At 63.1% G+C, this 18,148-nt stretch carries 17 protein-coding genes; 1 reads left to right on the forward strand and 16 read right to left on the reverse strand.

Annotated elements, in window-relative coordinates:
- Nucleotides 1–168: 168 nt before the first annotated feature.
- The gene (locus ACQK2G_RS21815) at nt 169–1,068 is read left to right on the forward strand and encodes an NAD(P)-dependent oxidoreductase (protein WP_425407149.1); all 900 of its coding nucleotides are present in this window, start codon (nt 169–171) and stop codon (nt 1,066–1,068) included.
- 71 nt (nt 1,069–1,139) lie between these two features.
- Here ACQK2G_RS21815 and gshB read toward each other — a convergent pair whose 3' ends face one another.
- From gshB to lnt, 16 genes are all read right to left on the reverse strand, one after another.
- Nucleotides 1,140–2,078 carry a glutathione synthase gene (gene gshB, locus ACQK2G_RS21820; RefSeq protein WP_425407150.1) on the reverse strand — a complete coding sequence of 313 codons (939 nt, stop codon included), beginning with the start codon at nt 2,076–2,078 and terminating at the stop codon, nt 1,140–1,142.
- A 134-nt stretch (nt 2,079–2,212) separates the two neighbouring features.
- Nucleotides 2,213–2,431 carry a GDCCVxC domain-containing (seleno)protein gene (locus ACQK2G_RS21825; protein WP_425407151.1) on the reverse strand — a complete coding sequence of 73 codons (219 nt, stop codon included), beginning with the start codon at nt 2,429–2,431 and terminating at the stop codon, nt 2,213–2,215.
- Complete coding sequence (merF, locus tag ACQK2G_RS21830; RefSeq protein ID WP_425407152.1) at nt 2,389–2,610, reverse strand: mercury resistance system transport protein MerF; 222 nt, start codon at nt 2,608–2,610, stop codon at nt 2,389–2,391. The genes ACQK2G_RS21825 and merF overlap by 43 nt, the downstream gene beginning before the upstream one ends.
- An 84-nt stretch (nt 2,611–2,694) precedes the next feature.
- Entirely contained in the window at nt 2,695–3,561 is an 867-nt protein-coding gene (locus ACQK2G_RS21835) for a SirB1 family protein (protein ID WP_425407153.1), read from the reverse strand.
- A complete protein-coding gene (locus ACQK2G_RS21840; RefSeq protein ID WP_425407154.1) occupies nt 3,551–4,165 on the reverse strand; it encodes a BON domain-containing protein in 615 nt (204 codons plus the stop codon). Before ACQK2G_RS21840 ends, ACQK2G_RS21835 begins: the two co-directional genes overlap by 11 nt.
- Nucleotides 4,166–4,325: 160 nt before the next feature.
- The gene (gene pnp / locus ACQK2G_RS21845; RefSeq protein ID WP_425407155.1) at nt 4,326–6,500 is read right to left on the reverse strand and encodes a polyribonucleotide nucleotidyltransferase; all 2,175 of its coding nucleotides are present in this window, start codon (nt 6,498–6,500) and stop codon (nt 4,326–4,328) included.
- Nucleotides 6,501–6,846: 346 nt separating this feature from the next.
- Nucleotides 6,847–7,116 (reverse strand): 30S ribosomal protein S15, encoded by a 270-nt coding sequence (gene rpsO, locus ACQK2G_RS21850; protein WP_425407156.1) that lies wholly within the window; start codon nt 7,114–7,116, stop codon nt 6,847–6,849.
- A 31-nt stretch (nt 7,117–7,147) separates the two neighbouring features.
- A complete protein-coding gene (truB, locus tag ACQK2G_RS21855; protein ID WP_425407157.1) occupies nt 7,148–8,119 on the reverse strand; it encodes a tRNA pseudouridine(55) synthase TruB in 972 nt (323 codons plus the stop codon).
- Nucleotides 8,120–8,133: 14 nt separating this feature from the next.
- On the reverse strand, nt 8,134–8,577 hold the full coding sequence (gene rbfA / locus ACQK2G_RS21860) for a 30S ribosome-binding factor RbfA (protein ID WP_425407158.1): 444 nt from the start codon (nt 8,575–8,577) through the stop codon (nt 8,134–8,136).
- Between the two features lie 86 nt (nt 8,578–8,663).
- Entirely contained in the window at nt 8,664–11,201 is a 2,538-nt protein-coding gene (gene infB / locus ACQK2G_RS21865) for a translation initiation factor IF-2 (RefSeq protein ID WP_425407159.1), read from the reverse strand.
- Between the two features lie 2 nt (nt 11,202–11,203).
- Nucleotides 11,204–11,911, reverse strand: coding sequence for an RNA-binding protein (locus ACQK2G_RS21870; RefSeq protein ID WP_425407160.1), 708 nt, complete (start codon nt 11,909–11,911; stop codon nt 11,204–11,206).
- Nucleotides 11,912–11,959: 48 nt separating this feature from the next.
- Nucleotides 11,960–13,558, reverse strand: coding sequence for a transcription termination factor NusA (nusA, locus tag ACQK2G_RS21875; RefSeq protein WP_425407161.1), 1,599 nt, complete (start codon nt 13,556–13,558; stop codon nt 11,960–11,962).
- A gap of 64 nt (nt 13,559–13,622) precedes the next feature.
- Complete coding sequence (gene rimP / locus ACQK2G_RS21880; protein WP_425407162.1) at nt 13,623–14,159, reverse strand: ribosome maturation factor RimP; 537 nt, start codon at nt 14,157–14,159, stop codon at nt 13,623–13,625.
- A gap of 254 nt (nt 14,160–14,413) precedes the next feature.
- Nucleotides 14,414–15,115, reverse strand: a complete 702-nt coding sequence (gene trmB, locus ACQK2G_RS21885; protein WP_425407163.1) for a tRNA (guanosine(46)-N7)-methyltransferase TrmB — start codon at nt 15,113–15,115, stop codon at nt 14,414–14,416.
- 49 nt (nt 15,116–15,164) lie between these two features.
- The gene (gene metK / locus ACQK2G_RS21890) at nt 15,165–16,349 is read right to left on the reverse strand and encodes a methionine adenosyltransferase (RefSeq protein WP_425407164.1); all 1,185 of its coding nucleotides are present in this window, start codon (nt 16,347–16,349) and stop codon (nt 15,165–15,167) included.
- A 168-nt stretch (nt 16,350–16,517) separates the two neighbouring features.
- A complete protein-coding gene (gene lnt, locus ACQK2G_RS21895; protein WP_425407165.1) occupies nt 16,518–18,146 on the reverse strand; it encodes an apolipoprotein N-acyltransferase in 1,629 nt (542 codons plus the stop codon).
- Between the last annotated feature and the right edge of the window lie 2 nt (nt 18,147–18,148).

Here is an 18,148-nt window from a genome sequence, read left to right on the forward strand (position 1 = left end):
AATCTGTGAAACCCCGGCAAAAGAGCACGGACCGAGAGGGCCCGCTTTTCCATCCGATCACGCTGGCCTGCCCCGTGACGCGCACGCTACTCTCCCGCCCGGAATAATCTGCCAAGAGCAATGCGCCGACCGGTAACGGGTCGGCCCAACCGAAGGGAGTGAAAGAACATGTCGGACCGGATCGGATTTGTGGGCTTGGGCCGGATGGGTCAGCCGATGGCGCTGAACATGGCGCGCAAGGGCTTTGCACTGAACGTATTCGACACGCGGCCGGAACAGCAGCAGCCCTTCACCGAGTTCAATACCTGTGAACAGGTCGCCTCGGCGCCGGATGCGGCCAAGGGCGCGGCCTGCTGCATCACCGTGCTGCCGGGCCCGGCGGAAGTGGACTCGGTCGTCCTCGGCGCGGGCGGTATCCTCGACAATCTGGAACCGGGGTCGATCATGATGGACCTCTCCACAATCCTGCCGGAAGTGACCGACAAGGTCGCCGCCGCCTGTAAGGAAAAGGGCGTGCATTTCGTCGATGCGCCGATCGGCCGTCTGGCCAGCCACGCGGACAAGGGCGAGAGCCTGTTCATGGTTGGCGCGGACAAGGAAATCTTCGAGCGCGTGAAACCGATGTTGGAAGCCATGGGCACCACCATCCTGCATTGCGGCGGGCCGGGGGCCGGCACACGCGCCAAGCTGGTGAACAATTTCCTGGCCATCACCTCCTGCTGGATGAATGCGGAAGCGATGGCACTGACCAAGGCCTTCGGCCTCGACCTCGCGACCACGCTGGACGTCATCCACGGCACCAGCGCGACCAACGGCCAGCTGAAGATGAACTACGCGACCAAGGTCTTCCAGGGCGATATCGAACCGGGTTTCCAGATCGATCTGGCGCATAAGGACCTGACGCTGATCGTCGAATCCGCAAACAAGGCGAAGGTGCCGATGCCGGTCGCCGCCGCGGCCCGCGAAGCCCTCTCCGGCGCCCGCGCGTCCGGTTGGGGCGGCAAGGATTTCTCGGGTCTTGCCGACTATTGCTGTGAATTGGCGGGCGTCGAAAAGCCGCGGCTGTAAACACTGCTGACCGCAGAAATGAAAACGGCCGGGTTAATCGCCCGGCCGTCTTTCTTTGTAAGGAACCGTTCCTAAAGCCGCGCCTCGATCGCGTCCCAGATCTGGGCTTCCAGGCTGACGCCGTCGAAGCGGCCGATTTCCTGCAGGCCGGTCGGGCTGGTGACGTTGATTTCGGTGAGGTAGTCGCCGATCACGTCGATGCCGACGAAGATCAGGCCCTGTTCCTTCAGGGTCGGGCCGATGGCCTCGCAGATTTCCAGCTCCCGCTTGGTCATGCCGACCTTTTCGGGGCGGCCGCCGACATGCATGTTCGACCGCGACTCGCCCTCGGCCGGCACGCGGTTGACCGCGCCCGCCGCCTTACCGTCGACCAGAATGATGCGCTTGTCGCCCTTGCGGACCTCCGGCATGTAGCGCTGCGCGATGATCGGTTCGCGGAACAACTGGGTGAACAGTTCCAGCAGGCTGTTCAGGTTCTCGTCCCCCGGTTTCAGGTGGAAGACGCCGGCGCCCCCGTTGCCGTAGAGCGGCTTCAGGATGATGTCCTTGTGTTCGGCCCGGAATTCCAGAATGTCGTCCCGGTTGCTGGTAATCAGCGTCGGCGGCATCAGGTCCGGGAAATGGGTGACCAGCAGTTTCTCCGGCGCGTTGCGCACATAAAAGGGGTCGTTCACCACCAGCGTCTTGGGGTGGATATGCTCCAGGATATGGGTCGCGGTGATGTAGGACATGTCGAAAGGTGGGTCCTGGCGCATCAGCACGACGTCGACATCGGCGAGGTTCATTTCCGCCTGCTCGCCCAGGGTAAAATGGTCGCCTTTCATGCGGCGCACTTCCAACGGCCGCGCATGGGCAACGACCTTGCTTTGCTTCAAGCTCAAATCCCGAGGCAGGTAGTGGTACAGCGTATGTCCGCGCTTCGTGGCCTCGAGGGCCAGGGCGAAGGTGCTGTCGCCATCGATGTCGATGGCGTGGATCGGATCCATTTGGATGGCGACGGAAAGGGACATGAGCGGACGCTCCCACCTGAAAGTATCGTTTGGTTACCGGGTGATGTAGCGCCCCGCGTGTCGCGGGTCCAGTAGGGCCGCGGCAAAAGTGCCCTGCGCATTAGGATTAGGGCGACATGCAGACCCGTGTCCGGTCAGCAGCACTGCCCAAGCTGGATCGGCGGGCAGGGCGTATCGCCGTAGGAGCAGAAGACGCAGCAATCGCCGGGCTTGGGCTTCAGCACCGCGCCGCAATGCTTGCAGTCGTAGAACCATTGGCAGGCATCGGTCGGCATCACCTCCTCCGTCACCTGACCGCATTCGGGGCAGGTCAGCCGGGAGGTGGCGGCGATTTTCTTTTGGCTCTTTTCCATAAGGCAATCGCTGTTATCAACAGAAAGGCGGCAAGCGCGGGAAGAAGCACGACATCCGCATACACAATCAATCCGGATAGGCCGACCGCAGCGAGGACAAGACCCAGGACCGGTGTAAAACAACAGATCGCCGCGACGAGGCTTCCCACGACACCCGTTTTGAACAATCGATCAGACATGAACCAACCATAGCGGCTTTGGAACCGCTTCGTATTGAATTTGCCGTGATGTGGTGGGGAGGACGGATTTGAGGACCCGTGCCGTCAGTTCAGTTTCAGGCGCAGTTCGCGCATCAGGGCCATGATTTGCCGACGTTCCGAGCTTTCGGGCACGATGTCCACGAAGTTCGACAACGCGGCGAGCGCGGCGCGCATATTGCCGGTATCCGCATGCAGCAATCCAGCCTCCCGCCAAAGAACGGCGTCGCGCGGATTGTACATCAGCATGGTTTCGCAGACCGTCGCGGCTTCCTGTTTCCTGTCCGCCTGCATCAGGCGCAGTTTGATATTGTTCTGCACGCGGTTCAGCACGTCGATATCCGCGACCGGCTCGTAATAGGCCGGGTCCAATTCCGCGTCCTGGCCCTGCACCGTCTTCAACAGGTCTCGCAGAGAGGCCGCGTCGCGTTGAACGCCGCCGAAGAAGGGATCCAGGATGGCGCGGCCGCCGGAGGCTTCCAGCCGGATCAGGAAATGACCGGGAAAGGCGAGGCCGTCGACCTGATAGCCGAGCGCCCGCCCGACATGGATGTAGATGATCCCCAAGGTAACGGGCAGCCCGCAGCGGCGTTCGATCACCCGGAACAGATTGGCGTTCTGGATATCGTCGTAACTCTCGGAATCGCCGTGATATCCCGACCGGTCGAGGATCGCATGGTTGAGCGCGGCGGCGATCGTTTCGACATCGCCCTCCCCTTCTTCCAACATCGCTGCAGCATCAGCGGCGACCGCGTCCAGATGGCTCATCGCCTCGTCCAGATGATCCGCCGCCTTCACGTTCACCGGGTCCAGCAGGGCGACCGCCAACGCGGCCCGGGCAAGCGGCAGGCGGTTCTCCGCATCAGGGCGAAGATGCCGAAGCACGGCCTTCGGGTCGGTCGGTTTCACTGATCGCGGTGCGTCACCCGGCACGGGCGGGGTCGTCCTTCATACGCACATAGTCGGGCACGATCCGGCGCACATTCTCGATGGTGCGGGCATGCGCCACCACGCGCTTCAATTCGCTTTCGTTCTGGGCGATGCCGAACAGAAAGATGGTGCCGTCCACAACCTCGGCGGAATAGTTCACCGCCTTGACCTGGGAATCGAGAGTGATCTTGGTGCGCAGTTGGGTCGCGATCCAGGCATCCTTGCCGGTATCGGCCAAACCGTCATCGGAGGTGCCGACGCGGATTTCATTGATGACCTCGACGACCTCTTCCTCCAACCAGGCGAAACGGACCGCCTCCACGCGGTGTTCCGGCGTTTCGACCCGGCCGGTCAACAGCACGCGGCCCTCGACCACTTCCACATTGACGTCGGCGAAGGCGTCCAGGTTGTAATCAAACAGCCGTTTTGAGATCGCCGCTTCGGTCACCCGATCCTTCACGCCTTGTTGAAAGCCGCGTTCCTCCAGCGCGACGGACCCGACGGTGGCCCCCGCCCCGACGGCAACGCCGACCGGCGTGCAGCCGACAAGGAAAAGCATGGCACTTGTCGCCACGGCTGCCATGAAGAGCGAATGGGTCTTGCGCATCGGTCCGGTCCGGAAAATGAATGTCGATCAATACCGCAATAGGAGCCTGAGTCTCCCCAGGTTTCAAGGTCTGCCCGTCGCGGCCGGCTCCACGCGCAAATGAAAAGGGCGATCAGAAGACCGCCCTTTCCACGACTTGTGTTAAGCCTGCGTCCGGTAATCAGTCCCGGCGGCGCGGACGGCGCGGACGGCGTTCGCCGCCTTCGTCGCCCTCTTCCTTCGGCGGACGCGTGTCTTCCAGCTCTTCGCCGGTTTCCTGGTTGACGACACGCATGGACAGGCGAACCTTGCCGCGTTCGTCGATGCCGAGGCACTTGACGTAAACCTCGTCGCCTTCGTTGCAGACGTCGGTGACCTGCGCGGTGCGACCGTCGGCCAGTTCGGAGATGTGAACCAGACCGTCACGGCTGCCCAGGAAGTTCACGAAAGCGCCGAAATCGACGACCTTCACGACCTTGCCCTTGTAGATCACGCCCGGCTCCGGCTCCGCCACAATGGAGTGGATCCAGTCGAGGGCCGCCTGACCGGCGGCTTCATCGACCGCCGCGACCTTGATCGTGCCGTCGTCCTCGATGTCGATCTTGGCGCCGGTGGTTTCGGTGATCTCGCGGATCACCTTGCCGCCCGTGCCGATGACTTCACGGATCTTCTCACGCGGGATGGTGATGGTGGTGATGCGCGGCGCGGTGGACGCGACGGAGTCGCGGCCGGCCGTGATCGCCTTGGCCATCTCGTTCAGGATGTGGATACGACCGTCCTTCGCCTGGGCCAGAGCGGTCTTCATGATGTCCTCGGTGATCGAGGTGATCTTGATGTCCATCTGCAGCGAGGTGATGCCGTTCTCGGTACCGGCGACCTTGAAGTCCATGTCGCCCAGGTGATCTTCGTCACCCAGGATGTCGGACAGGACGGCAACGCCTTCCGGATCCTTGATCAGGCCCATGGCGATACCGGCACAGGGCGCCTTCAGCGGCACGCCCGCATCCATCAGCGCCATCGAGGTGCCGCAAACGGTCGCCATCGAGGAAGAACCGTTGGATTCGGTGATCTCGGAAACGACGCGGACCGTGTAGGGGAAATCCTCCTTCGACGGCAGCATCGGGTGGATGGCGCGCCAAGCCAGCTTGCCGTGACCGATTTCGCGGCGGCCCGGGGACCCCATGCGGCCCGCTTCACCGACCGAATAGGGCGGGAAGTTGTAGTGCAGCATGAAGTTTTCGCGGTACTCGCCTTCCAGGGCGTCGATGATCTGCTCATCCTGGCCGGTGCCCAGCGTGGTGACGACCAGCGCCTGGGTTTCGCCACGGGTGAACAGGGCGGAACCGTGGGAACGGTCCAGGACGCCGACCTGGCAATCGATCTGGCGGACATCGGTGGTCGAGCGGCCATCGATACGCTTGCCGGTCTTCAGGATGTTGCCGCGAACGACCTTGGATTCCAGTCCCTTGAACGCCTTGGCGGCGAGTTCGACGGAAAGCTCTTCTTCCTCGATCTTGGCCATGGCGGCCTTCTTGACTTCGGAAACCGCGGCGACGCGGTCGACCTTGGTCGTGATCGAATAGGCTTCCTGCAGGCCGGCTTCGGCGATTTCGGCCAGACGCTGGGCAACCTTTTCGGCTTCCGGATCGGCTTCCGGCATCTCGAAGGGTTCCTTGGCGCAGGCTTCGGCCAGGCTGATGATCATGTCGATCACCGGCTGGAACGAACGGTGGGCGGTCATGACCGCGTCCAGCATCTGATCTTCGTTCAGTTCCTGAACTTCCGACTCGACCATCAGTACGCCTTCCTGCGTACCGGCGACGACCAGATCCAACTGGCTGTCTTCCATCTGGTCCTGGGTCGGGTTCAGAACGGTCTCGCCGTCGATGTAGCCGATGCGGGCGGCGCCGATCGGGCCCATGAAGGGCGCGCCGGAAATCGTCAGCGCGGCGCTGGCGCCGATCATGGCGACGATGTCCGGGTTGTTTTCCATGTCATGCGCGAGGACCGTGCAGACGACCTGCGTTTCGTTCCGGAAACCGCTGACGAAGAGCGGGCGGATCGGGCGGTCGATGAGACGGGAGGTCAGCGTTTCCTTTTCGCTGGGCCGGCCTTCGCGCTTGAAGAAGCCGCCCGGGATCTTGCCGGCGGCGAAAGTCTTTTCCTGGTAATTGACGGTCAGCGGGAAAAAGTCGATGCCGGGGCGTTCGGACTTGGCGAAAACCGCCGTGCACAGCACCTTGGTGCCGCCATAGGTGACCAGCACCGCACCGTCGGCCTGGCGGGCGATACGCCCGGATTCAAGGGTCAGCGTACGGCCGCCCCATTCGATTTCTTTTTTGTGGATGGTGAACATCTGTTCGTTTCTTCCTTCACATACCTACGTTGGCCGCACCGCCTGATTGCGGTAACGGCAGGAACGTCCCCTCATCTGCTTCCCGATCCGTACCCGGGCTATGTCATCTCACAGCGCCCGAAATCGTTATGCCGGCGCTCCTCGCCGGCGGTTACGGATGGGACCGAACGCACAACATCCGCCGGGGGCTCATGCCGCGGCGGACCAACGTCCGATACAAGCCATGGGAGAGACGGTTCCTCCTGTTCGGCCCCATATTCCGGCACGGAGGTCTTAAAAAATCGTGCCGTAAGGGCCATGCGAAAAGGGGCGCCGGTTGAACCGCGCGCCCCTTGCCATCGGCGGATTAACGCCGAATTCCGAGTTCCCCGATCAGGGTCTTGTAACGCTCTTCGTCTTTCTTGCGGACATAGTCCAGAAGACGGCGGCGCTTACCGACCATCACCAGCAGACCGCGACGGGAATGGAAATCCTTCGCATGGGTCTTCAGGTGTTCGGTCAGGTTCGTAATCCGTTCGGTCAGAATGGCGACCTGGACTTCGGGGGAGCCGGTATCCTTCTCGGCACCGGCGAATTTCGTGATGACTTCTGCCTTGCGTTCAGCAGTAATGGACATATTCAAACTTCCTTTCGCGGCATCGCGGTTTTTACAAATTGAAGACGCGAACCGGGTGCAATGCGCCCTTCTCGAACCGGACAAGGGCCAGGGCCCTATCGGCGGTCGTCGCCAGGGCAATCTCGCCCGGCCCGATACCGCTCACTCTTTCGAGGTCCAGTTTACGAAGAAGGGATACAGCCTGCCCGTTTCGCAGGCGCATCGCTTCCGCTTCGCTCAAGGCAATCGCCGGGATGCCGTCCAGCGCTGCCTGCAACGGCAACAAATGCCGCTGACGCGCGGCCTTATGCGCGTTTTCCCCCAAAGCTTCAAGCGAAAAGGACGTGTTTTCGCCGGAATCCAAGTCGAATTCGGCCAAGGGAACCGCGTTTTCCGCGCGGAACGGGCCAACACGGGTCCGCCGCAGCAACGAGATATGCGCGACCGTGCCCAGTTTCTTCGCCAGGTCCCGGCCGATCGCCCGCACATAGGTGCCCTTGCCGCAGGTCATGGTGAAGCGCGCGTGGTCCGCGTCGGGCATGTCGATCAGGTCGAGGTCGATCACCTCCACCTCGCGCGGGGCCAGTTCCGGCTGTTCCCCCGATCGGGCCAGGTCATAGGCCCGCTGACCGTCCACCTTGATGGCGGAAAAGGCGGGCGGAATCTGTTCGATTGTGCCGATGAAGCCTGGCAAAGCCGCTTCGATTTCTTCCCGGGTCGGCCGAACCGGTGATGTTGCGGTGACCTCGCCGTCAATATCCAGCGTGTCGGTCTCCGTTCCCCAGGCAACGGTGAATTCGTAGGTTTTCAGACCGTCGACGATATGCGCCATGGTCTTGGTGGCCTCGCCCAGCGCGATCGGCAGGACGCCGCTGGCGAACGGATCCAATGTGCCGCCGTGACCGGCTTTCTGGGCGTTGAAGTATCGGCGCACCTTACCAACCACCGGCGTGGAGCCGATGCCGGCCGGTTTATCGACAATGACCCAGCCGTGTACCGGGTTGCCTTTGCGCTTCCGCCCCATGATCAGAAAAGGTCTTACCGGTCCGCCGGGCCGAAATCGTCGTCCGACCGATCGGCGTCATCTTCATCATGATCGTCATCGCCGTGAACGTCATGGGCGACCACCGGGTCACGCAAGGCGGCGTCGATCTTGGCGGCTTCGTCGAAGGAGGTATCCGCCTTGAACGAGAAGTCCGGCATGTATTTCAGGTGGATGCGGCGCGCGACCTCGCCCCGCAGGAAGTGCGACGCCCGCCGCAATCCGGCCAGGATCGCCTTGATGTCTCCGCCGCCCAGCGGGCTGATGAAGACGGTCGCGTTACGCAGATCCGGGCTCGGCCGGACCTCGGTCACGGTCAGGATGACCCCCTGTAGCGCCGGGTCGCGAAACCCTTCGCGCTGAAAGACTTCGGACAAGGCGTGGCGAAGCTCCTCACCGACGCGCAATTGCCGTTGGGACGGTCCTTTGCCGCGATTCATTTCAGTAATCCGTTTCTTGCCGGCATTTCAGGGGCCGCCCAACGCTTGCGCCGGGCGGCCGCCCGATTGCCTTTTGGAATGCGCGCCTAGAGTTCGCGGGCGATTTCCTCGACCTCGTAGCATTCGATGAAGTCGCCGACCTTGATGTCGTCATAATTCTCGAACGCCATGCCGCATTCATAGCCGTGCTGAACTTCGCGGACATCGTCCTTGAAGCGCTTCAACTGCTTCAGAGCACCTTCGTGGATCACGACATCGTCGCGCAGCAGACGCACCTTGGCGCCGCGCTTGACCATGCCTTCCGTGACCATGCAGCCGCCGATCTTGCCGACCTTGGTGATGTTGAACACCTCGCGGATTTCGGCGTAGCCCAGGAAGTTCTCGCGCTTCTCCGGAGCCAACAGGCCGCCCATGATCTGCTTGGCGTCGTCGATCACGTCGTAGATCACCGAGTAGTAGCGGATATCGACGCCGTTGGTGCGCGACAATTCGCGGGCCTGCGGATTGGCGCGGACGTTGAAGCCGACGATGATCCCGCCCGTTGAATTGGCCAGGATGACATCGGATTCGGTGATCCCGCCGACGGCTCCGTGCAGCACGCGAACCTTGACTTCGTCCGTCGCCAGCTTGTCCAGCGAGGCGATGATCGCTTCCAGCGACCCCTGAACGTCGGCCTTGATGACCAACGGCAGTTCCTTGACCTCGCCGGCCTTGATCTGGCTGAACATCTGCTCCAGCGTGCCCCGCGCCGCGACCGTCGTGGCCGCTTCACGCTGCTTGCGCTGCCGGTATTCGGCGATTTCCCGAACCTTGGCTTCGTCTTCCAGAACGGCAAAGTCATCACCGGCGGACGGCGTTCCCTGAAGGCCGAGAACTTCGACCGGCATGGACGGACCCGCTTCCTTGATGTTCCGACCCTTGTCGTCGATCAGGGCGCGGACACGGCCCCATTCGGCACCGGCCACGAAGGTGTCGCCGACTTTCAGCGTACCGTGCTGGATCAGGACGGTCGCGACCGAGCCGCGGCCTTTCTCCAGCTTGGCTTCGACGACCGCCCCTTCGGCGCGGCGGTTCGGGTTGGCCTTCAATTCCAGCAGTTCCGCCTGCAGCAGGACCATTTCCTCAAGCTTGTCGAGGTTGGTGCCTTTCAGGGCCGAGACTTCGACGGTGATGATATCCCCGCCCAGGCTTTCGGCCACCAACTCGTGGTCCAGAAGCTGGGTACGGACCTTGTTGGGGTCCGACCCCGGCTTGTCGCACTTGTTGATGGCGACGATGATCGGGGCCTTGGCCGCCTTGGCGTGATTGATCGCCTCGACCGTCTGCGGCTGGATGCCGTCATCGGCCGCGACCACCAGGATCACGATATCCGTCACGTTGGCGCCGCGCTGACGCATGGCTGTGAAGGCTTCGTGGCCCGGTGTGTCCAGGAAGGTGATCTGATCGCCGCTCTTCAGTTCGACCTGATAGGCGCCGATATGCTGGGTGATGCCGCCGGCTTCGCCGGACACCACATCGGTGGCGCGCAGGGCGTCGAGCAGTGAGGTCTTGCCGTGGTCGACATGGCCCATGACGGTGACGACCGGAGGCCGCGGCTGCAGCAGTTCTTCCGGATCCTCCACATGCTGGATCAGCGCGTCCTCGACATCGGATTCGGACACGCGCTTCAGGCGGTGGCCGAATTCGCTGACAACCAGCTCCGCGGTGTCCGCATCGATGGTTTGGTTGACGGTCGCCATGACGCCCAATTTCATCAGGGTCTTCACGACTTCACCGCCGCGTTCGGCCATACGGTTCGCCAGTTCGCCGACGGTGATCGCCTCGGGAACGACGACTTCGCGGATGACCTTTTCGGACCGGGCCAGCATTTCCTTGTTCTGCTGCTTTTCCCGTTCGCGGGCACGACGAAGCGCCGCCAGCGACCGGCCGCGTTCTTCCTCGGTTTCTCCCTCAAGCGCCTGCGAGATGGTCAGCTTGCCCTGACGGCGGCGGGGTTCGCCGCGCGGCCGCGCCGGAGTCTGGCGCTGTTTTTCGCGGTCGTCCTGCTTCGGCCCGGCTTCCTTCTCCTTGGCGCGCTTCGCGGCGGCTTCGGCGGTTTCCGGATCGACGACATCGGCAGGGGTCGTTTCGGCCGGTGCCGGCTTGCGGGCCGGTTTGGCGGCGGCCTTGCGGGCTGCCTCTTCCTCGGCGGCGCGGGCGGCTTCCTCAGCCTTGCGGCGCTCTTCCTCTTCGGCGCGGCGGCGTTCTTCCGCTTCGCGGGCTTCGCGCTGTTCCTGTGCACGGCGCTCCTGCTCACGCAGGGCGGCCTGGCGTTCTTCCTCGACCTTCGCGGCCCCTTCCAGGGCCTTCAGGCGACGGTCACGCTCCGCGGCGGACAGCCCGTCCAATGCGTGCGGATCCTGCCCGCCCCGCGGCTTGCCGTCGGCGCCGACGCGTTCCATCCGTCCGGATTCGTTCCGTTCGAAGGTCCGCTTGCGCTTCTTCTCGACCTTCACGGTCTTAGTCCGGCCATGGCTGAAGCTCTGACGAACCTGCCCGCTGTCGACGGTCTTCTGCAGTTCCAAACGTCCCGGCTTACCCAGGGTCAGTTTGCCGCCGCTTTCTTTTTCCTTGCCTTCACTCATACCTACTTCCCTTCGCCTCCGGTCGGGTCGATCTCGACCGGCGTCCCGGCTGTCCGAAAACCGGACAACCTTTTCGCATCACGCAGAAAGGCGCCGGACAAGCCCCCCTGCATCAAAACACAGTGCACCGCCTCATCGCGTCCGAATGCACGGCCGAGCTCTTCCCGGCCCAAACAATCGACACGAACTGCACCGCCCTTCTGGCGGTCCAGTTTCTCGACGCCGTCCAAGCCGGCGTCCCTGGCGGATACGTAAATGGCGGCCTTGCCGCTTTTCAATGCGGCACCCGCTTTTTCAAAGCCGGTGACCGCTTCCCCCGCGCGCCGGGCCAGCGATAGCAGATCGATACATCTGCGTGCCAGCAGGCGCTCTACCCGGTCGGTCAAATCACGGGGAATGTCAACCTGCCGCCGTGCCGCGCGGCTGAAAGATTTACGCTTGCACGCCTCATCCAGCGCGCCGCGTGCGGCGGCGACCCAAAGGCCGCGGCCGGGCAGTTTGCCGGCGATATCGGGCGTGACCGTATCGTCCGGCGCAATGACGAAGCGGATCAGCTCGTCTTTCGGGCGCACCTCTCCCGTCGCGATGCATTTCCGCATCGGCCCGTCGGTCGAACAAAGCGCGTCGGCATCGGCGTCATGACCGGAATCATGACTGCCGGGCCCAATCGTCGCTGGTTCGATCTCTATATGTCGGTCGCCAGTCAGCACGTCTTCCTGTTGTCCACCTCAAAAACCCGATATGCGCTAAGCCGCGCATCAGGCGCCGGCCGGGGCTTCCACCCCGCCTTCCTCTTCAGACTCTTCGCCTTCCTCGGCGTTCATCGCGTCCAGATCTTCCTGCGTGATCCAGCCGACGGCGACGCGGGCCTGCATGATCAGGTCGGTCGCGGTTTCGTCGTCCATCTTGAATTCGCGCAGAATGCCGTCTTCCCGGTTGGTCATTTCGTCGGCCACGAGCCCGGCGAAATCCTCCAGCGTCTTGATGCCTTCGCGGCCAAGCGCCACCAGCATCGCGTTGTTCAGGCCTTCGACGGAAGCCAGATCGTCGGCGATGCCGAGATCGGCCAATTCCTGCTTCAGGCGCGCGGTTTCCTCTTCCAGGAAATTGCGGGCGCGGCGGCGCAGTTCCTCGGCCACGTCCTCGTCGAAGCCTTCGATGGCGGCCAGCTCGTCGACGGGCACATAGGCGACTTCGTCGATTTCGGTGAAGCCTTCGGTCACCAGCAGGCGGGCGATGACGTCGTCGACATCGAGGGCGGCCATGAAGCGCTCACTGCGTTCGTTGAACTCAGCCTGTCGCTTCTCGGATTCCTGTTCCTCGGTCATGATATCGATGTCGAACTCTGTCAGCATCGAGGCGAGGCGCACATTCTGCCCGCGCCGGCCGATGGCCAGGCTCAACTGATCGTCGGGAACGACGACTTCGATCTTTGCCGCGTCTTCGTCCATGACCACCTTGGCGACTTCCGCCGGGGCCAGGGCGTTGACGATGAAGGTCGCCTCGTCCTCGCTCCACGGAATGATGTCGATCTTCTCGCCCTGCAGTTCGGCGACGACGGCCTGGACGCGGGAACCGCGCATACCGACGCAAGCGCCGACCGGGTCGATCGAATGGTCGTGGGACAGAACGGCGATCTTCGCGCGGCTGCCCGGGTCACGGGCGACGCGTTTGATTTCGATGACGCCATCGTAGATTTCCGGCACTTCCTGCCCGAACAGTTTGGCCATGAAGGTCGGATGCGTGCGCGACAGGAATATCTGCGGTCCGCGCTGTTCGCGGCGGACGTCATAGATGAAGGCGCGAACGCGGTCGCCGCGCTTCAGATGTTCGCGGGGAATGCATTCGTCGCGGCGCATCACCGCTTCGGCCCGGCCCAGGTCGATCGTGACATTGCCGAATTCGACGCGCTTGACGATACCGTTCACGATCTCGCCGATGCGGTCCTTATATTCCTCGAACTGACGCTCGCGCTCTGCCTCGCGGACGCGCTGCACGATGACCTGCTTGGCGGTCTGTGCGGCGATGCGGCCGAAATCGATCGGCGGCAGCGGGTCGACCAGGAATTCACCGATCTGGACGTCCGCCTTCTTGGCACGGGCCTGTTCCAGCGTCAGCTGGGTGATCTCGTTTTCAACCTCTTCGACGACTTCCAGATACCGGGCCAGGATGATTTCGCCCGATTTGCGGTCGATGGAGGCGCGGATATCGTGCTCGTGCCCGTATTTGGACCGGCCGGCTTTTTGGATCGCCTGTTCCATCGCTTCGAGGACCAACTCCCGGTCGATCCCCTTTTCGCGCGCAACCGCGTCGGCGACGTTCAACATATCCGTCCTGGTAATGGCGACTGCTTCCATAACGACCTCTGGACTCTCTATCTTATCTTCTCTGCGTGTTCTCTTTGGCGATGGGCGACGGACGTTAACCCGACGCTTCCTCCACATCCATCATGCCGCCTTCGACTGCGCCGTCGAGCGCGCCCGATTGAGCGGCGGCGATGAGTTCATCGGTAAGGATAAGCTTGGCGTTCCGGATCTCACCGAACGGAAGATCGACGGCTTCGCCATCATGTTCCAATCGAACGATGTCCCCCTCGACACCGATCAGCCGGCCGGAAAACCGTTTGCGGCCGTCGATCATGTGCTGCATTTCGACCTTCGCTTCGAACCCGGCGTAGCGTGCGAAATGCGGCAACTTGGTCAGCGGCCGGTCGATACCGGGCGAACTGACTTCCAATACATAGGCATCGCTGATCGGATCTTCCACATCCAGGATGGCGGAAACCGCATGGCTGATATCGCTGCAATCGTCGACGCTCATCGCGGCGCCGTCCAAGCGGTCAGCCATGATCTGCAGCGTCTTGCGCTGAGAGCCGGTAACGCGAACACGGACGAGCTCATAGCCCATATCCGTCAGCGCCGGTTCGATCAGCGTTTCGATTTTCTGCACAACGTCCATTCAGGTTCCCAAATCCGTTTCCGGCACTAATCCGCTTTGGGGCGGCAGCAAGGCGGATCGCCTTCCCCCAAACACTAAAAAAGGCGGGCCGGGGGGCCCACCTCCCAACAATCGGTATCGCTGTATCGGAAGAACATCCGACATACGATCCGATATATGATCGGTATGGCCGGTGTGATACGCGAAGCGAACGGAAAAAACAAGCCGCAGCGCGGTCCGTGTCGGACAGAACCCGACAGGGGCTCGAAAGCCGGTCAGGAATCGCCGCGGCGCAGGAAGCGGAGATAGTGTGGGCGCCCCGCCAGTGACTTGCGTTCATACCGCGTCGGCTGCCAATCCTCGGGCCGGTCGAGCCAGTCGGCGGCGCTTTCCGCCAGCCAGTCGAATTCCTCGGCGCGGATCAGATGGGCCAGTATCCAGTCCAGATATCCGGGATGATCGGTGGCGACGCGCAACTCGCCGCCCGGGCGCAGGATACGCGCAAGTTCGGGCAGGTTTTCCGGGCCGACAAAGCGCCGCGCCCAATGCCGCCGCTTCGGCCAAGGATCCGGGAACAGGACGGAGATGCGGTCCAGGCAGGCCGGCTTCAGCGCGGCCATCAACAATCGGGCGTCATCGGCCAGGATGCGGACGTTTTTCAGCCCGCCTTCATCGACCGCAGACAACAGCTTGGCGACGCCGTTGATGTAAGGCTCGCAGCCAAGAAAGCCGATTTCGGGGTGGCGCTCTGCCATGGCGGCCAGATGCTCGCCGCCGCCGAAGCCAACTTCCAGCCAGACCTTCTCGACGGGAGGATCGAACAAAGACAAGGGATCCATATCCGTCCCGTCGGTCGGAATAATGATCGCGGGCAGCAGGGTCTCGATCAGGGCCTGCCGGCCCGGCCTCAACGGCCGTCCCTTGCGGCGCCCGTGAAATTTCGGGGCGCCGTCGGGACCGTTGTTCGTATCTGTCATGGTTCCGGAGCGTGCTGGCCGCCCCATCGATGGACGGGGCGGAACCGGTTCAGGTCAGGGCCGCTTTCAGGTCCTCGACCATATCCGTGCGTTCCCAGCTGAAATGCCCTTCTTCCGTCGGCGTACGACCGAAATGGCCGTAGGCGGCGCTCGGCGCATAAATACCGCGGGCCAGATTCAGCTTTTCACGGATGCCGCGCGGGCTCAGATCGATTACCTCGCCGATCGCCTTCACAAGCTTGTCTTCGCTGACGGTGCCGGTGCCCTCAGTGTTCACGTAAAGCGACAGCGGCTTGGAAACGCCGATCGCGTAGGCGACCTGGATGGTGCAGCGTTCCGCCAGGCCGGCGGCAACCACGTTCTTGGCGACATAGCGCGCGGCATAGGCGGCGGAACGGTCGACCTTCGTCGGATCCTTGCCGGAAAATGCGCCGCCGCCGTGCGGGGCGGCCCCACCATAGGTGTCGACGATGATCTTGCGGCCGGTCAGCCCGGCATCGCCGTCGGGTCCGCCGATCACGAACCGGCCCGTCGGGTTCACGTAGAACTCCTCTTCCGGCGGCATCCAGCCATTGGGCAGGACCTTTTCAACATGGGCGCGGACGATCTCGCGGATTTCGTCCTGATCCATATGTTCTTCATGCTGGGTCGATACGACGACGGAGGTCGCGCGGACCGGCTTGCCGTTTTCATAAAGCAGGGTCACCTGGCTCTTCGAATCCGGACCCAGGCCGCAACTGGCATCGCTGTGCCGGGTGTCGGCCAATTCTTTCAGGATGCGGTGGCTGTAGTGGATCGGGGCCGGCATCAGAACGTCGGTTTCGCGGCAGGCGAAGCCGAACATCAGGCCCTGGTCGCCGGCGCCTTCGTCCTTGTTGCCGGCGGCGTCGACGCCCTGGGCGATATCGGCGGACTGGGCATGCAGGTAAATCTGCACCTCGGCCTTCTCATGATGGAAGCCTTCCTGGGCGTAACCGATATCCTTGACCGCGGCGCGGGCCAGTTTCTCGATCTGATCCTTGTCGACGCCGTCGCCATCCATCAGATGGGACGGACCGCGAACTTCACCGGCCAGGATAATGCGGTTCGTCGTGGTCAGCGTTTCGCATGCGACGCGCGCGCCCGGATCGGCGTTCAGGAAAAGATCGACCACCTCGTCTGAAATCCGGTCGCAGACCTTGTCGGGATGACCTTCCGAGACCGATTCACTGGTGAAGAGATAATTGGTGGCCATGGTTACACTTTTCCTATTTTTCGGACAGTTCCATTCTGATCTGGGCTGATCAGGGCGCAATATTCGAACCGGTGACCGTGTGGCGCACCGATGACCGGCGATATTGCAGGATCAACTAGGCGCGTCAAGGGCGCGGGTCCGGAATACTCCCCCACCCCGGTATCACTCTCATGCGGTGTCGCTCCTGCTGACGCCCCGATGCAGCCAGACGGCGGTACCGGCCAGCCAGAGCAGAAGGCACAGGAAGGCTGCGTCGCCGATCTTCGCATACAGGGTTGGCGACAGGGCACGGGGCAGGCGGATGTCCAGGACTCCCGGCTGCTCCAAGGGAATGCGGCCGATTTCCCGGCCGAAGGAATCGAAGGCGGCGGAAACACCCGTATTCGTGGCCCGCACCAGCGGCAGGCCTTCTTCCACGGCGCGCATCCGCGCCATGGTGAGGTGCTGATGCGGCCCGGCGGTTTTGCCGTACCAGGCATCGTTGGTCAGGTTCAGCAGCCAGGCGGGGCGCGGGTCGGTGCCCGAAACCACGGCGCCGGGGAAGATCGCTTCGTAGCAGACCAGCGGACTGAAGGACGGCAGGCCGGCCAAGGCCAGCGTTCTTGGCCCGGGTCCCGGTGTGTAGTCGATCGATCCGGCGGTGATCTTGTCGATCCCGATCACGGAGCGGAAGGGCGCGTATTCGCCGAAGGGAACCAGATGGGCCTTGTCATAGGTCGCTGCGACCGCGCCGCGTGCATCCAGGACGACGACGGAGTTGTGCAGCGAGAACGGATCGGTCACGCGGCGGGGCGCCCCGGTGATCAGATGCCCGCCAGCGGGGATGACTTGCGCCGCGGCATCCCGGGCGGGCGCATCCTCTTCCAGAAAAAAGGCGGCGGCGGTTTCCGGCCAGATCAGATGCGTCACCCAATCGGGCCGGTCCTTCTCGCTCAGCTCCAAATGGCGATAGAAATTCTGTCCGCGCAGGTCGCGCTGCCATTTCTGCCGCTGCGGGATGTTCGCCTGAACCAGGCGCAAGCCCACGCCCGGGACGTCGGCAATGCCCAGTGCCGGTGCTTGAGACAGGCGAAATGCACCGCTGGCGGCGATGGCGACGGGCAAGGCGACCGCGAGGGCGATCGCCGCCTGTCGTCTAACCGGGGAAGGTTTCCGAACGCCGGCGCCGGCGGCCAAAGCGGGCAGGACGGCGCTTGCCAAGGCCAGGGCGGAAAGACCGTAGACCCCGATCCAGGCCGCCGCCTGGCTCATTACATCGGTTCCGGTCCAGGCATGGCCCAGCAGGTTCCAGGGAAACCCGGTCAGAAGATGGCCGCGCAGCCATTCGCCCAGGACCCAGGCCGCGGCGAAGGCGAAGGCGCGGGCCGGACCGGGCGCCGCGAGGCGGGAGACCAATCCGGCCAACCCTGCATAGATGGCAAGAACCGCCGGCAGGCCGAGCGCGGCAAAGGGCACCATCCACCAGAACCGGTCGGAAAAGACCAGAAGGGCATTGCTGATCCAGTAGAGGCTTGCCGCATACAGCCCGAAACCGAAGCACCAGCCGATCAGGAAGAACTGTCGTTTACGCTTGGCGCCATCGAGCATCCAAACAAGCAGCGGCAGGGTTGCCCACAGAACCGGAAAGGCGAAAACCGGCGGCAGGGCCAGGCTGGAAACTATTCCAAGCAGGAAAGCGGCCCCGTAGCGCCGCCAACCGCGCAGCGCCCCCGCTGTGCGGCAAAGATCGTCCAGCCGCTGCCAGACCACCCCCGGACCTTCGGTGGAAAAAACGGCGTTGAGGCCGGCGACGGACACGG

The sequence above is a fragment of the Hwanghaeella sp. genome (assembly GCF_965227365.1).
Taxonomy (GTDB): domain Bacteria; phylum Pseudomonadota; class Alphaproteobacteria; order UBA8366; family Aestuariispiraceae; genus Hwanghaeella.

Coding starts and splice junctions, on each gene's coding strand:
- ACQK2G_RS21815 (WP_425407149.1), top strand. CDS start 169: ATGTCGGACCGGATCGGATTTGTGGGCTTGGGCCGGATGGGTCAGCCG.
- gshB (WP_425407150.1), bottom strand. CDS start 2,078: ATGTCCCTTTCCGTCGCCATCCAAATGGATCCGATCCACGCCATCGAC.
- ACQK2G_RS21825 (WP_425407151.1), bottom strand. CDS start 2,431: ATGGAAAAGAGCCAAAAGAAAATCGCCGCCACCTCCCGGCTGACCTGC.
- merF (WP_425407152.1), bottom strand. CDS start 2,610: ATGTCTGATCGATTGTTCAAAACGGGTGTCGTGGGAAGCCTCGTCGCG.
- ACQK2G_RS21840 (WP_425407154.1), bottom strand. CDS start 4,165: ATGCGCAAGACCCATTCGCTCTTCATGGCAGCCGTGGCGACAAGTGCC.
- pnp (WP_425407155.1), bottom strand. CDS start 6,500: ATGTTCACCATCCACAAAAAAGAAATCGAATGGGGCGGCCGTACGCTG.
- rpsO (WP_425407156.1), bottom strand. CDS start 7,116: ATGTCCATTACTGCTGAACGCAAGGCAGAAGTCATCACGAAATTCGCC.
- truB (WP_425407157.1), bottom strand. CDS start 8,119: ATGGGGCGGAAGCGCAAAGGCAACCCGGTACACGGCTGGGTCATTGTC.
- rbfA (WP_425407158.1), bottom strand. CDS start 8,577: ATGAATCGCGGCAAAGGACCGTCCCAACGGCAATTGCGCGTCGGTGAG.
- infB (WP_425407159.1), bottom strand. CDS start 11,201: ATGAGTGAAGGCAAGGAAAAAGAAAGCGGCGGCAAACTGACCCTGGGT.
- nusA (WP_425407161.1), bottom strand. CDS start 13,558: ATGGAAGCAGTCGCCATTACCAGGACGGATATGTTGAACGTCGCCGAC.
- rimP (WP_425407162.1), bottom strand. CDS start 14,159: ATGGACGTTGTGCAGAAAATCGAAACGCTGATCGAACCGGCGCTGACG.
- trmB (WP_425407163.1), bottom strand. CDS start 15,115: ATGACAGATACGAACAACGGTCCCGACGGCGCCCCGAAATTTCACGGG.
- metK (WP_425407164.1), bottom strand. CDS start 16,349: ATGGCCACCAATTATCTCTTCACCAGTGAATCGGTCTCGGAAGGTCAT.